Raw genomic sequence first — 15,504 nt, 5'->3', positions numbered from 1 at the left:
TTCAAGCGGTGGCGAGTTCCTCTTCGCGGGAGGTTTCGTCGAGAATGGTGGGCGCGGTATTCACATGGCGCCGCGGGTGGCAGAGGCTGAAGACCACGGGCACGAAGAAAAGGGTGGCTAGTGTGGCGAGGAGGAGGCCGCCGATCACGGCGCGGCCCACGGGCGCATTTTGCTCGCCGCCTTCGCCGAGTCCCAGGCTCATGGGGAGCATGCCGATGATCATGGCCAGCGCGGTCATGACCACGGCGCGGAGGCGGGTGGCGCCGGCGAGCAGGGCGGCGGCGGTGGCGTCCATGCCGTCGTGGAAATTGGTGCGGGCGAAGGTGACCACGAGCACGGAGTTCGCCGTGGCGACGCCGAGACTCATGATCGCCCCCATGAGGGCGGGCACGCTGAGCGCGGTGTGGGAGACCCACAGACCCCAGATGACGCCGGCAAGGGCGCCGGGCAGGGCGCTGATGATGATGAAAGGATCGAGCCAGCTTTGGAAATTCACCACCAGCAGGAGGTAGATGAGCACGATGGCGCCGCAGAGACCGAGGCCGAGACCCACGTAACTGCTGTGCATCGTTTCCGCCTGGCCACGCACTTCGATGAAACTGCCGCGAGGCAGGGTCTTCTTGGCCTCGTCGAGGATCGGCTGAACGTCGCGCAAGACGCCGCCGAGGTCGCGTCCCGAAACGCCGCCGAAGACGTCGATGACCGGAAGCACGTTGTAATGCGAGAAAACCGGCGTGGTCTGGCTGCGCTGGATGGACGCGACGTTCGTGAGGATCTGGCCGTCCCCGTCGCCGCCGCGGCTGCTGCTCACCGGGATGTCCTCGAGCGCCGGAATCGAATCCATGACATGCTCGGGGGCGCGGATATTGATCGTGTATTGAATGCCGAGCTTGGGATTGAGCCAGTAGACGGGCTGCACCTGGCCGCTGCCGCTCAGGGAGAGCAGCACGGAATTGGCCACGTCGCGTTCCTGCAGGCCGAGCTCGCCGGCCTTGTCGCGATCGACATTCACGGTGAGCCGCGGCAAGTCGGCCGGTTGCTGCACCCGGACGTCGACCGCGCCATTCACGCGGCGAATCTTGTCGGCCAATTGGGCGGCGATGGCGCGATTCGTGACCAGGTCACGGCCATAGATCTGCACGTCGAACGGCGCGGGTAGACCGAGGTTGAGCGTCTGGCTGACAATGTCCGCCGGCAGGAAGTAGAAGATGGTGTTGGGATATTCGTGATTGAGGCGGGAGCGCAGCTCGTGAATGTATCCCTCCGTGGGGCGATGATCATGAGTGAGCGAGATGAGGATGTCCGCGTCGCTCGTGCCGATGACACCGCTATTGCTGTAGCTCAGCGCAATGCCGGAGAAGGGAATGCCGATGTTATCCAGGATGCCATCGAGCTCAGATTTTGGGATCACTTCCTGGATGGTCTTTTCCACGCGTCCGACAAATTGCGCGCTTTCTTCGATGCGGGTACCGCTGCGTCCGCGGAGGTGCAGGCGGATCTGGCCGCCGTCGACCTTCGGGAAGAAGTCCTGTCCGAGCTGCCCTCCGAGGAGGAAGGTGGCGAGACAGAAGAGCAGGAAAATCGTGGCGAAGGTCCAGCGCTTGCGCAGGATGGTGGTGAGCAGATTGCGATAGCCCCCGCGGAACGCAGAGAAACCACGCTCGAAAGCGCGCTGGATGATGACGAACGGCGCGGACCAACCCCGGGGCGGCGCTTCATCCGCATGGTCCTCGCCTTCCCCGTGGCCGGTGTAAGGCGAGTTGCGATAGAAATACATCACCAGTGTGGGGATGAGCGTGCGCGAGAGGAAGTAGCTGGCCAGCATGGCGAACACCACCGCCTCGGCCAGGGGCACGAAGAGGAAGCGGGCGACACCGGTGAGGAAGAACATCGGCACGAAGACGATGCAGATACACAGCGTACTGACGAAAGCCGGGAGGGCGATTTCCTCCGCGCCATCGAGAATGGCGGTGACGAGCGGTTTGCCCATGGCCATCTGGCGATGGACGTTCTCGATCTCCACGGTGGCGTCGTCGACGAGAATACCGACCGCCAGGGAAAGTCCGCCGAGCGTCATCAGGTTGATCGTCTCCCCGAGCGCGCTGAGCACGGCAAGCGAGACGAGAATGCTCAGCGGAATGGAGAGCGCGATGATGACCGTGCTGCGCCAGGAGCCGATGAAGAGCAAGATCATGATCGCCGTGAGCGCGGCGGCGATGGTGCCTTCCTTGAGCACGCCGCTGATGGCGGCGCGCACGAAGAGCGACTGATCCGCGAACTCCTGCACATCGAGATCGGGGGTGACGGTAGTGAGCACCTTGGGCAACTGCGCCTTTACCTTGCGCACGACGTCGAGCGTGGACGCAAAACCACTCTTCATGATGGTGATGAGCGCGCCGCGCTGGCCGTTCATGCGCACGATATTGGTCTGCGGATTGAAGCCGTCGCGGACCTGGGCGACGTCCTTCACATAAATGGTCGTACCGTTGACGCGCTTGATCGGCAGGTTGTTGAGCTCCTCCAAAACACGCGGGCTGCTGTTGACCGAGATGTCGTATTCTGTCTGGCCGATCTTGGACGTGCCGCTGGGCAGGATGAGGTTCTGCGCATTGACCGCGTCCACGATGTCCTGGGCCTTGAGGTTCTTGGACTTGAGGGCGTCGAGATTGAGATCGACGACCACGGTGCGCTGGCGTCCGCCATAGGGCCACGGGATTTGCGCGCCGGGAATATTGGCGATGCCCACGCGGACCTGGTTCAGCGCGAGGTCCGCGACCTCTTGCTCGCTGAGCTTCTTGCTGCTCAAGCTGTATTGCAGGATCGGCACGGTCGACGCGTTGTAGCGGATGACCAGCGGCGGCGTTTGGCCGGGCGGCATCTGCTTGAGAATGGTCTGCGCCACCGCGGTGATCTGGGCGACGCCGCCATCGACGTTGGCGCCGGGTTGCAGGAAGACCTTGATGATGCCGACGCCGTTGTAGCTGTTCGATTCGACGTGCTCGATGTCCGTGACCGTGGCCGAAAGCGAGCGCTCGTGATTGAAGAGGATGCGCTGCTCCATTTCCTGGGCGCTCAGACCGGCGTATTGCCAGATGACCGAGATGACCGGAATGTTGATCGCCGGGAAAATATCGGTCGGCGTGCGCAGCAGCACAAAGGGCGTGAGCAGCAGCAGCAGCAGCGAAGCGACGATGAAAGTGTAGGGGCGCCGAAGCGCTAGGCGGACGATCCACATATGGGTCGATCAGGTCCGCTAATGTCAGGGAGGCGAGACGATTGCGATTGGACGCGCTTGCGGTCGTATGAGAACGATCTTGCGGACTCTTTCCAGCGCGGATGCGGTGGAAATCAGCGCAAGCTGGGATTGGCTTCGGCAAATTCGCCGGGGCTGACGCCGAGAACCCGCTTGAAGTGCCGGGCCATGTGACTCTGGTCCGCGAAGCCACATTCATTGGCGATCGCCGCCATGGTCCACTCCCGGCTGTGCTGGCGAATGAGCTCCTGAGCCCGGTCGACGCGCAGGCGAATGAGGTAGTCGTGCGGCGGATGGCCGGTGGCGGTCTTGAACTGGCGGGCGAAGTGGAACGGGCTGAGGCCGGCGACTTCGGCGAGTTCTTCGAGAGCGAGGGAATCGCCGATGCGCGTGCGCATCAGCTCGACGACCTTTAGCACCGCGAGCGGGGGAGCGGCTGGGGCGGGTTTGGCGCCGCGAATGTGATCAAACTCGCGCAGGATTTGCACGGCAATTGCCCGGGCCAGGCCCTCGGCAGCGAGGGCGGCGCCGGCGGTGGCGTCGAGCTCCTGGTGAAGCTGTTGCATGAGGACCGAGACCGGGTGTCGGGCGCTGAGTTTCCGGGTATTGATTTCCGCCGGCAGCGCCGCCGGGGTGTTGAGCTCGGCGGCCACCCGATCGAAAAACCAAGGCTGGAAACCAAGCATGAGCACGCGCACGTCGCCGATCCAACGAAAGGCGACCGGACGCCCCGCGGGCGTGAAGCGGCAATCGCCTGCCTTGTAATGCACCGTCTCTTTCTGGCCGTTCAGGAAGACATCGCTGCGGAGAGAATCGAGGAAACAGTAGAGGACGTGCTGCCGAATCCCACCGGGATAATCGACCGCCCCGGATTTGCCGCGCCGCTCGTGGGCGATGATCCCCGGCCAGCCCACAGAGCGACGGACGACGGTAATCGCCGCGGGGACGTAAGTCTCCATGTCGACCGGTGGAAGTGCGGGTTTGGATTTCATGCGAAAGCGCGCACGCGCTGACTGCTATTCTTAATCTTACTCTTAATCGTAATCTTAATCTTTCCGGAGAGGATTACGATTAAGAGTAAGATTAAGAGGGGGCGGCTAACGAGGCACGGTATGAAGAAATTCCCAGATGGCCTCGAATTGTTCCGCCGCATTGCCATGGAAAAAGTCGGTGAGGGGCGTCCTGCCCTCGTCGTCGGCGAACTTCGGCATCTTGGTATCGGGATCGATGCGGGTCGGCGCCAGGGTCCAGCGCAGGAAGTATTCTTTCCGCAAACGTTGCGGCCCCCAGGCGAGGTTCGGACCCGGCGCCTCGAAAACGGCCGTGGCGGCGCGCTTGCCGAGGATGTGGCACTGGATGCAATTGAAGCCGCCATTCTCGCCGACAAGCGTTTCCCCGATCTTGATCCTGGCGGGATCGCCCGGCGGTTCCGCGGGCACCGGCCCAAAGCCCTGCTGATGCGGCAGGCCTTTGGCGAAGTTTTCCGCGTAGGTGGCGAAGCCCGGCATGCGGGCGACGATCCACGGGCGAGGTTTGTTCGCCTCATGGCCGGCGATGAACGTGGCGAGATAATCCGGGCGCAGCTTTTCCCCGAACCAGGTGAGCGCGGGTAGGGCGGTAGTGTAGATCGGTTTGCCTTCGCCTTCCTCGAGCGGCGCGCCGCTTTGCAACGCGACGACTTCTTCCTCGAGCTGCGACCACACGCTTTGCTGGCCATCGCGCGGATGGCACGCCGTGCAGCGCAGGTTTTTGATCTGGCGTTCGGCGAATTCCGCGGAGGTGTCCTGTTTCAGCGAAGCGAAACCATCGGCGGCAAACGCGACCAGCGCCTCGCGTTGTGCGGGAGTGAAGCTGAAGTCGGGCGCCTTGCCATGTGATGCAGCATCGGTGCCGAGACAGCCCTTGGCCCAACCGCTCTGGAGCGTGGCGGTCAGGTTGGGAGTGATTGTCGGCGGGACGCCCGCGTGGCAATTCAAGCATCCGGAGGTGGTGAGCAATTGCGCGCCGCGCGCGGCGTCTCCTTTGGGGGCGCCGGTGAATTCGCGATTGGCCGTTCCGAGCAAATATTCCGTGAGTTGGTTCGCTTCCGTATCGGTCAGTCGGAAATGCGGCATTCGATTCCAGGCGTAGCTCTTCGCGGGATCCTGCAAGTAGGCGACCAGCGCGTTGCGGTGCCATTTTGCTTTCACATGCGAGAGTGGAACGCGGTCGTGCTCGTCGTTGCCGTCGGCATCGGGTTTGGTGTGGCAGGCGATGCAGCCGAGATTGGCAAAGAGCGCACCGCCCTGTGCGACGAGCGCGTCGTCGATGGCCTTTTCCTCCTCCTTCGTCGTCGATGTGGAAACGAAGAACGCCGCGAGGTCGGCGGCGCGCTGATCGATCTTCCCAGCTTCACCGGCGAAGACTTTGGGCATCAACGCATGTGGACGAATGCTGTGCGGATCGTTGATCCACGCGGCCAGCCATGCTTCGCGATACTTGTCCCCGATGGCGTCGAAGAGCGGCGCATCCTGTGCGAGTTCCGGCATGCCTTCCCCCTTCGGTGGCAGCGTCCCCGTGCCGTCATGGCACGCAGCGCAATGGTTCTGCGCGAAGAGGAGACGGCCTTCGCGGAGGCGTTCGCCCGTACGGAGATCCCTGGCGTTCGCATCGTGCTGGAAGGCAATCGGAGGGACGGGCTCGCGAGGAAATTCCTTCGACGACCACAGGAGGCGCACCATGGCATCGCCTTGCGCGGGGCTCTGGAATTCAACGACGAGCTTGTTGGCGCCTTTCTGCAATTGCGTGGGATGCGGGTCCGCGTGCTGGCGGCTGTCGAGCAACGGCTGGCCATTGAGTGTGGCGGTGACTGTTCCCGTGGTCTCGACGGTGAAGGTGTATTCCGACCGCAACTCCGAAACGATCTCGCCTTCCCATTTCGCAGTGAACGTGCCCGGGGCCAGGAAGGGAGTGGGCGCTTCGCCCGCCGGGACGTAGAGCGCGACGAGACGCGCTCCGTGGGTGTCGGTCTTGCCTCCGGCAGTGAAGGAGACGGTAAGTCCTTGCTTTACCTCCGCGGCCACGTCGGCCAGCGGCGGTGCCTGGACAGTACTTTCGCCAGCGTGGGTGAGTGGCAGACTGAGGACGAGCAGTGCGAATAGCGGGAGCGGGAGCGAAATCTTCATCAGCGAAAAGCGATACGAGGGAAAGACCCAAGGGCTGCGATTGCTCGCAGTTCTTGGGAGTTAGCGTTGTGGCGGGCGGCGCGTCAATTCAGTCATCCTGAGCGGAGCGTGGAAGTATGGGCGGAGTCGAAGGATCCGGCCGCTTCCACTAGCGGTTTCCGATATGCCAGCCCTTCTGCGCTGCATTGAACGTCTTAACCTGAAGCGCCTGGTGCAGCGAAGCAAATTGGGCGATAGGAAACTTCTGGTGGAAGCGGCCGGGTCCTTCGACTGCGTGCCCCGCCACCTTGCCACGGGGCACTTCGCTGGATGACACGCGAAGAGAACGGTCGTTTTTAGCGCGAGGAGGTGAAGTTCGACCCGCGCTGGGCATCCGGCGGCACGACGTTGATCGTGTTGCCGATGCCTTCGGGGATCGCTGTGCCGTCCGCGGCCTTGATGTTCATCTTGATCTTCATCTGCATGACCGGCTGCAGGCCGGGCACTTCGAGGAAGACGGATTTCTTATCCGGCGCGACGGTCACCGACTTGATCTCCAGCTTGTCGTGGCCCTTCTGCTCGGGGGCGCTGACTTTGTATTCGGCCGAGCCGTAGGCGGAGGTCCAGCGATAGTTGTATTGTTCGATGGCGTAGTTGCCGGCATCGCTGGCACTGGAGGTCTCGACTTCATTGGTGAAGCGGATGGTGATGCCTTTGTCGGTGATGTGCAGTTCGTTCTCCACGGTGACCGGTTTGCCGGTGTAGCGCACGCGTTCGATCGCGCCGTCTTTCGCGGCATTCGTCTGCCAGCCTTTGAGACCGGCGACGTAGAGTTGTCCATCGGCCGGATTGAAACGGGCCCGGCAGATGCCGGTTTCGAACTTGAGCGGAAATTTGAAAACGCCGCCCTGGCGGACATCGCCGATGCTCTCCTGCAACACGCCGAAGAGCGACGATTTGCCGTACGAGAGATAGAGCATGCTGCCCTTGAGCGGGCCCCACTTGTCGCTCGTGACCCACACCTGGTCGCCATTCGAATTGTCCCAGTCGTACGGCACCCAGCAGAGATGCGGTGCGTAAGCGGTCGGCACCGGCACGCGATGCGAGAGGTCGGGCACTTCGATGAAGTCGCCCTGTTTCACGTACTGGATGTAGTCGACCGGAACCCACGTGCCTTGGTTGTCGCCGGTGGTGATTTCGTCGTTCGGGCCGACGCCGATGCCATTTGGGGCGCGCACGCCCGTGGCGAAGACTTCGAACTTCTGGCCGTTGCCGGAGACCTTGAACATGCAGCCGTTGTGATCGCTGAGCGGGCCCCAACCGCGGCCGCCGGGATTCACCGGGCCGCCCTTGATGAAGTAGAAGTTACCCTTCGAATCCGTCTCGAGACCGAAGGTGAATTCGTGGAAGCCCGGCGTGACCTGCACGTCGTTGTTGAAGTTCTCGTAGAAGTCCGCCTCACCATCGTTGTTGAGATCGTGCAGGCGGGTGATCTGATCGCGACCGAGAACGTAGATCTGGTCGTCGACGATTCGGAGTCCCAGCGCGTGGAAGATACCAGTCGCGTAACGCTTCCACTCGATGTTCTCGAGCTTGTCGTCGATGCCTTTGCCGATCCAGACGTCACCGCTCCACGTACTGAAGGCAATGCGCCCGTCCTTGAAAAAATCGAGACCGGCGATGCGGATCTTGGATTTGTAAGGGTTGTCGAGCGGTGCGGAGACATTGTCGACAACATAGGGAAAGCCGCCTTCCGACGTTCCGAGCGTGCCTTTTGTTTTCACCGTCTCCGTCCAATGGGGCGCGCCCCCGTGGGTGAGCGGTTGCAAGTCCGCCGGCTGGGCGGCCGCTTTCACGGCATCGGTGAGCTTCGCCAGGTCAGCGGCCGTGCCGTGGGCGAAGGCGACCTTGAATTTCTGGCCGGCAGCGAAGGGCGGAAGCTTGAGCGTGACGCGCGTGCCGTCGACCACGAGCTTCGCATCCGCAGGCGCGCCGATCACGCGAACCACGGTGCGGTCATCCGCGTTCTTGGCGTCGTTGCAGAAGACAGCATGGTCGCCTTCGATACTTGGCGTCACGCCTTCCGGTGCGTCGGCGACGAGCAGGCTGGAAGCGGTGCCCGGAGCGGTAACGTTGAAAGTGCGGGTGATCAGCGCTTCATCGCCGGCGGTTTCGAGGTCGTCGGATTCGAGCAGCGAAGCTTCGCCGACGGTGTAGGCAAAGACAACGCGATCGCCGCTCAGATAGAGGCCGCGATACTTGGCCCATTCGCGCGGCAGCGGACCGAACGGCACATCGGCGAAGAACGGATCGCCCGGCTTCACGTCGGCCTTGCGCGGGCCCTTGGGCAACGGGCGTGGATCCTGGAAACTGTCGCCCTTGCTCCAGCCCGGCGTGTTCACATGGGTGCCGAAATAGATCTGTGCATTCGCCGGAGCGGAAGGATTCGGCCCGTGGCCGCCGTCGAAAACGACGCCCTTGAGTTTCAGCCAGCCACCGGTCCACGCGCCGGTCGCACGCAGCAGTTCGGTATCGAAGATGAATCCCGCATTGCCGTCGTGGCCGAGCTTTACGCCGATGCCCTTGTTCGTGGCGATGCGTTCGGCCCCCGTCAGCGTGGTCTTGTTGTCGGTATCGTTGAAGCTTGCGGAAAGGAACCGCCCATAATCCATTTCCTCCCACCAATTGGCGGCGAAAGAGCAGAGTGGAGCCAGGGCGATGCTGGCGGTGACGAAGAGACAGGCGGAGAGCTTCATGAATACGACTGGGATTGGGGATCACTGCCGACGGCGACAAGGCGCCGTCCGCAGGGACCGCTGGATGTAGCCGAAACAATCAGCGGAGCGAAACGAAATTAGACGGAAACCCGAGCCCGGAGAAAGCCGGTCACTCCTGCCGCCAATCGGATTTGCCGAGTGAGGACTTAAGGCGACGTTTTCGCCGGCGCGGAGGTGAGGCCGACGCTGTTGATGGCGATGACGCTGTAGGTGTGCTTTTCACCCGAGGCGGAGCTGCTGTCGGTGAAACGCATCTCGGCGAGCGGAAAGGCGGGAGAGTCGCTGTAGCCGTTCGTCTGGAAGATGGCGCGGCCGATAAGGCGGGTGGGCGGTTTTTCGGGAAGGCGCGCGAGTTCCTTGCCGTCGCGTTCGATGACGAAGCCGGCGATTCCGCTTTCGAGATCGGCTTGGGCGGACCAGGTCAGTTCGTTGCCGGTGAGCTTCACCTCGGTGGGCGCCGGTGGTGGCGTGGAGTCGCTGACGTTGCCGTCCTTCTCGTATTCCGCCCACGCCTTGGCCACGCGTTCATTGGGCAGCCATACCGCGGCCTTGGCGTCGCCGGTGAATTTGGCGGCGGGTTGCGCGGCGTCGCCGAGCAATGGGGCAAGCCATGCGCCATCGGTAGGCATCGGTTTCAATTTGCCGTCACCGGCACGATCCGGCAGACGGGCGGTGAGACAGGCATCGAACCACGGAATGGCGAGGTAACGCGAATTGCCGCAGTCGTGGCTGGTGTTCGGATCGACGGCGACACCGACCAGGCCGCCTTTGCCGCGGAAGTCGGTGAAGAACTTCTCCACGTTCGGCCACAGTCCGCCGAACCGTGGATCTTTCACCGTTACGCCCTCGCGCGTGCCGAGGTTGCAGATGGTCGGCACTGCGCAGGCGGCGGCGGGAATTTCCGCGGGTGTCGCCGGTGAACCATCGCGCGGGGAAATGCGCGGCGTGCCGGAGCGCAACCATGCGGCGGCGATGCGATCCGGATGCATGACGAGCATGTTGCCCACCCAATTTGCACCGCCGGAATGTCCCCACAGCGCCCATGGCACGGTGGCGAGTTCGGGATGATGCGATTGCGCGCCAAGGTCGCTGAGCGCGTGGAGGAAGGCCTGCTCTGAGCCATTGCGCGGATCGCACCACATGCTGCAGATCGCTTTCTCTGGCTGCTCATAGGCCGGTCCGAGCAGCGCGCACTCGTGCTTCCGCGCGAGCGCCTGCCACTGCAGGTCGAAAGCCGCGGTGATGCCGGACTTGCACGAGCCCTCGCCGCAGCCGTGCTGATGCACGATGATACCGCGCAGCGTCTTCACGCCCGGCGGAATCCACACAGTATAGCTGACGGGAAAAATCAAGCCGTCAGGCGCCTGCGAGGCTTCATAGCGCACGCGGTAATAAGGCGGTGCGGCGGGCGGCATCGGCGCATACTCCGCGTGCACGGTGATGGCGCAGAGCGCGGAAAGGACGAGAGAGCGAAGGAGGAGTTTCATGGGCTGGGTGGGAGCGCGATGAAGAGGGAACTGGGGAGGGCGGGAGTTCTTAGTGCTTAGTTCTTAGTGTTCCTGGTTCCTCGCGTTTCTTGGAGCAAAGGGTGAAAATCATTCCGTGGTGACGGAGGTATCGCTGCCGGTGGACGTTTTGCAGAGGAGCGCTTCGAGCGCTTTCTGCAAATCTCGTCTCGATTATTCGGCAATGCGTTCCAATGTGAATTCGCAAGGCGGGTAGCCTTGCGTGGCCGTGCGCTGGAGGATGGCGTCGCAGGTCTGGGCCAGGCGCTGGAAGTCCGCGCCATCTTTGTCTTCGGCGAGGCGTGTAGCGGCGGCGCGGAAGAGCGTGAGACTCGAGGCGAGCTTGAAGGCATCGGTCGAGCCACCCATGAGATGCTCAATCGGCGCGCCTCGCCCGATGTGCTCCGCGACGGCGTTGGTGATTTCCTCGTAGTGCGAACGAAGCGACGGGTCGCGCAAATAGGCGCAGGCTTCGTCCAAGTCGCGAGCGCGTACTCGCGCGCGGTGAAGAGCGCCCGAGACCGTCGATTTGCGGAAAGATGTACCAGATCCAATGGCTGCTCTTGCGGCCCGCCCGCGTTTCCGCAAGCGCGGTAGCATAGCCGCTCCATTGGCTGGCTTGGGCTTGATGGAAACGCTCGAGGGACATGGCAGTGAGCATGCGACGATCCGGCGGGAAGGCAACCGTTCGATTGCCGTTCCCGATTTCTCGATGCCACCGAGGGCACTTGCCCTATCTTGCTGGTGTGCGCGTTAGCTCTTCGCCTTGCTGCCTCGGGAACGGCGAAGCCGCTGGACGCCGATGAGACAGCCGAGGCCGCCGATGAGTGAGACCAGCGAGCCGGGTTCGGGGATGACCGCTTCGAGCGCGATATCGTTGCCACCGGAGAAAGAGTTGGTCGCGAAGTTCGCTTGATAGGTGATCTCGTAGGCCTGCGAATTGAGCGTGAAGATGGAGCCCTGGCTGAGGTTCGTCGCGGTGCCATTCAGCGAGGAGAAGGTGCCATTGATGGCACCGCCGCTGTTGATCGTGAGGAAGAAGAGATCGCCATTGACCGGTGTGTAGGTAGTCCCGGTGAGCAGGCTGAGTTGGAGATCGGCGCCATTGAGCGTGAGCGAGCCGGTGGTGGCGAGGTGATCGGAGACGTCGCCGTCGGCGGTGGCTGATTCGACAGCGCCATCGTAAGCAGAGGTGCGGCCGATCTGGAGAGAGAGATGCGTGGCGCTGTCCGTAAAGGTCACGCTGCCCGCGTGGAAGGTCGTGCCTGCGCTCGTGCTGGCTGAACCCGCATGCGGCTTGAGCACTGCGCCGATGTCGGAAGCGAGCGCGCCGACCGTTACATTCCCCACGGTGCCGCCGCCGCCGAGAATAGCGGAAGCGCTGGCGCTCGCGGAATTGCCGACCACCACGGCGCTGCTGCCGGAGATGGAACCGCTGACGACAAGCGTATTACCCTTCACGACAGTCGGCCCGGTGTAGGTATTCACCCCACCGAGGACGAGAGGAGCGGTGCCGGTGCCTGCCACGGTGAGTCCAAAGCCATTCCCACCATCGCTGATGGCCCCCGAGAAGGTGGTCGTCGCAGTTGAGTTTTGGGTCAGCGTGCGGCTGCCGGTCAAGGTGACCGGTCCGGTGAAGGTCAGCGTTTTGTCGGCGCCGCCGGAAACGACCGTCGTATCCGCGGCGAACGAAATTGGGTTGCCGATGGTAATCGCCGTCGAGGTCGTGGCGCGGATCGAACTGCCACCGAGGATCACCGTACCCGTGCCGAAGGGGCCGTTGGTAGGTGATCCGGCGGAGCCTGTGGTGCTGACTTGAGGCACTACGATACCGACCTTGAGCAAGGTGTTGCCCGAATAAGTACTGGCGCCACCCAGGGCGAGGGTGCTGGCGGCGCTGCCGTAAATGGAAAGGCCCGATGTGCCCGTGATTGCCGAGCCAATGATCGTCACCCCCACCGCATTGTCGGTCACGATGCCCTCGCTGCTACCGAAGGCGATCGTGCCGCCGGCGATGGTAATGCCATTGCCACTGGAAAAGAAAATCGCGCCGCTGGCGATCGTCAGGGTCTGGCCGGTGTTAAGGCTGTCGGTGATATTCGTCGTGGAACCAGGATCGACGATCAGCGAGTTGATCGATGCCGTGTTGATTCCGGAGATTGAACCCGTCACGTGAATATTGTTTCCCGCGGTGAACGCGTTTTGCGTGAACTCATCCGAGAGATTCAGCGAACGCAGGCCTCCCGTGGTCGACCAGGTGACGAAGGTGTTCGCCGTGCCTGTCGCGGTGCCGACGCTGCCCGTGCCGGTGCCGGTTTCGCCGAGCAGGTAGGGAACGATCTTGGTGTTCTGCGCCAAGGCATTGATTCCGTTGCCCGAATCGTCCGTCCCGCCGACCAGAGTCGGCGCGTTCGTGACCATGATCCGCACCAGACTGGCGCTGCTCGATCCCAAGCCAACGCCATCGACGAAGCCGATGCCGGTGTTGACTGCGTGCGAGAGTTGGGTGGCGGTGACGACCGCGGAATTCGGCGAGGTTCCGGTGACGAGGATTTTCGAGATGTTCGAGTCGAAGCTGAAGGTGCCGATCGTTTCGCTCGAATTGGTGGAAGTCTGGTCGGAGCCGAGGAAGGAAAACGTGCCGCCGCGGAGGCTGAAGCTCGCCGTGTCGGAAATGCGGTTCGTGTTGTTATTGGTGGTGCCGACGTTGTTGAGCGCGAAGGTGCCACCGTTCAGGATGAAGCTGGTGGAAGCGAGCGATCCCGTCAAACCGCCGGCTCCGGTGGCACCGATCTGCAACGTACCCGCATTAACCGTAGTGCTGCCGGTGTAGGTGTTGGCGCCGATGAGTATCTGGGTATTGGCGTTGATTTTGGCCAGTGACATGCCGCCCGCGCCGCTCGTCCCATTGGCTACGACGCCGCCGAAGATGTCCGTATTGGTGGATGTCACGTCGCCGACCGTGAGGGTCGAGGTCGTGCCCGTGGCATTGTTGGCCACGGTGAGGAAATTCGAACCTGCCACCTGTGCGCCACCCAGAACGGTGGTGTCCATGCCGCGCAAGGTGAGCATGTGGCCATTGAGATCCAACGTCATGGATGCCGTGGCCTGGGTGGGAATCATGCTGAGACGGCTGGAAGCGCTGATTGCATTGTCCACGCCGATCCGCAGCGTGTCTCCAGCTCCCGAGTTGGCAAAGAGTTGTGTATCGCCGGTGTAGGTATTCACGGCGTTCAGCACGGTGACGGCATTCATGCCACGACTGAAGAGAAGGACATTGCCGCCAGCGCCGCTGATCACGCCGTTGATGTTCAGCGTGCCATTGTCGCCGGCACCGATGCGGGTGACGCTGTTGACGATGATATTGCCCGTCCACGTCGCCGTGGCGCCGACCGCAGTTTGCAGAGCGCCGTCGTTGTTGGTGCCATTGCCGTTGAGTGTGATGGTCCGACCAGTGACGTTGACACCATTGCCGAGAATGAGTTGGCCACCACCGACGTTAATGGTGCTGGTTCCCGTGCCTAGGGCGAGATTGTTGTTGATAGCGAGGCCACCGTTGAGGATCAACGTCGTACCGGTGTAGGCATTGGCGCTGGTAAGCGTTTGTGTGCCCGTGCCGTTTTTGACCAGCGAGATGGTGGAAGTGCCATCGCGAATCACGCCGGAATAAGTGGTGGTGCCGCTTCCGTTGATCGTCAGGGTGGCGGCCGTCGCACCGGTGTTGGTAATGATCCCGGCGCCGGCCGTGTTTGTCCGCTGAATGCCCGCGATGTTTTGGCTGAAGCCATTCAAATCGAAGACCGCATCTTCCGTGGCGGTGGTGGACGAACTGACATCGACGACGGTCGTGGAGGGCAGGGCATTGGTGGCGCCCATCTTCAGGACACCGCGCACGATCTGGGTGACGCCGGAGTAAGTGTTGCTCGTGCCCGAAATGATCACTGTCCCCGGGGTGGCCGCCCCGGGAGCCTCGCCAATGGCCAGGATACCGTTGGGATTGGACGCGCCATTTTGAATGACACCACTGAGGATCAGTGTGCCGCCGCTGCCCGCGCCAACGCGCGCGCCTTGAGCATCAATAGTGATGGTGCCCGCCCAAGTCGCCGTCGCGCCGGTGTCGGCCTGCAGCGCGCCTGTGCTGTTGGCGCCGCTACCGGTCAGGCCGACCGTTTCGCCGGTGATCGTGACGCCATTGCCGAGGATGAGCGCGGCAGCGTTCGCCACGGTGGTGATGCCGGTGGTGTCACCGAGAGCACCATTGGCAGTGACCTTCAAGTTGCCCGAACTGACGACCACATTGCCGGTAAAAGTATTCGCACCGGAAAGCACCAACGTGCCGGCCCCCGCAGTGGTGAGCGAGCCGCTCGTGATGGGGGCGCTGATCGTGTCGGTATCCGCGACGTTGGTCACGGCGATGGTGCTGGTCGCACCGAAATTCAAACTACCCGCAGGAGCATTGATGTCACCGATATTCCAACCCCCGGAATTGAAAGTGATGTTGCCCACGTTGATCGCGGCGTTCACGTCGACGGTTTCCGACGTCCCGGTGAAGATCGCGTTGTTCGTGGTGAGGTTGGTCCAGACCGCCGTGTTGGTGTCCCAATTCGCGGTGGTGGTGTCCCAGACCTGGCTGGGGTTGTTTTGATCGTAGGTCTGGTCCGCGCAAACTTTTCCGGCGCAGACAATGCCGCCGGCGAGAAAAAACCAGGCGATGGAGCGAGTACAAATGAAACGTTTTGACGTGAGCATGCAATGAGATGGGGATGTCGACTCCGTGCGACTCCCGGGGGAGAGAAGTGCTCGTGAAGCGGCGCAGTAGAAAGCAC

Annotated in this window: 8 protein-coding genes; all 8 read right to left on the bottom strand. The window is 62.5% G+C overall.

The window, feature by feature from the left end; all coding sequences use genetic code 11:
* Position 1 precedes the first annotated feature (1 nt).
* The 8 genes from CFE428DRAFT_RS27865 to CFE428DRAFT_RS27835 all read right to left on the bottom strand — a co-directional run bounded on the left by CFE428DRAFT_RS27865 (position 2) and on the right by CFE428DRAFT_RS27835 (position 15,427).
* A complete protein-coding gene (locus CFE428DRAFT_RS27865; RefSeq protein WP_006983045.1) occupies positions 2–3,235 on the bottom strand; it encodes an efflux RND transporter permease subunit in 3,234 nt (1,077 codons plus the stop codon).
* A 113-nt stretch (positions 3,236–3,348) separates the two neighbouring features.
* On the bottom strand, positions 3,349–4,245 hold the full coding sequence (locus CFE428DRAFT_RS27860) for an AraC family transcriptional regulator (RefSeq protein ID WP_042725957.1): 897 nt from the start codon (positions 4,243–4,245) through the stop codon (positions 3,349–3,351).
* Positions 4,246–4,350: 105 nt separating this feature from the next.
* Positions 4,351–6,417: a c-type cytochrome gene (locus tag CFE428DRAFT_RS27855; RefSeq protein WP_006983043.1), complete on the bottom strand. Its 2,067-nt coding sequence runs from the start codon at positions 6,415–6,417 to the stop codon at positions 4,351–4,353.
* A 335-nt stretch (positions 6,418–6,752) separates the two neighbouring features.
* Positions 6,753–9,152 carry a DUF6797 domain-containing protein gene (locus CFE428DRAFT_RS27850; RefSeq protein WP_006983042.1) on the bottom strand — a complete coding sequence of 800 codons (2,400 nt, stop codon included), beginning with the start codon at positions 9,150–9,152 and terminating at the stop codon, positions 6,753–6,755.
* Positions 9,153–9,319: 167 nt separating this feature from the next.
* A complete protein-coding gene (locus CFE428DRAFT_RS27845) occupies positions 9,320–10,660 on the bottom strand; it encodes an alpha/beta hydrolase family protein (RefSeq protein WP_006983041.1) in 1,341 nt (446 codons plus the stop codon).
* A 192-nt stretch (positions 10,661–10,852) separates the two neighbouring features.
* The gene (locus tag CFE428DRAFT_RS40655; protein ID WP_006983040.1) at positions 10,853–11,158 is read right to left on the bottom strand and encodes a DUF1810 family protein; all 306 of its coding nucleotides are present in this window, start codon (positions 11,156–11,158) and stop codon (positions 10,853–10,855) included.
* Positions 11,055–11,327: a DUF1810 family protein gene (locus tag CFE428DRAFT_RS41415; protein WP_202797518.1), complete on the bottom strand. Its 273-nt coding sequence runs from the start codon at positions 11,325–11,327 to the stop codon at positions 11,055–11,057. The genes CFE428DRAFT_RS40655 and CFE428DRAFT_RS41415 overlap by 104 nt, the downstream gene beginning before the upstream one ends.
* Positions 11,328–11,431: 104 nt before the next feature.
* A complete protein-coding gene (locus CFE428DRAFT_RS27835) occupies positions 11,432–15,427 on the bottom strand; it encodes a beta strand repeat-containing protein (protein WP_006983039.1) in 3,996 nt (1,331 codons plus the stop codon).
* Positions 15,428–15,504: the final 77 nt, after the last annotated feature.

This window comes from Chthoniobacter flavus Ellin428, assembly GCF_000173075.1.
GTDB lineage: Bacteria > Verrucomicrobiota > Verrucomicrobiia > Chthoniobacterales > Chthoniobacteraceae > Chthoniobacter > Chthoniobacter flavus.
This window is presented reverse-complemented; position numbering and strand designations above follow the sequence as displayed.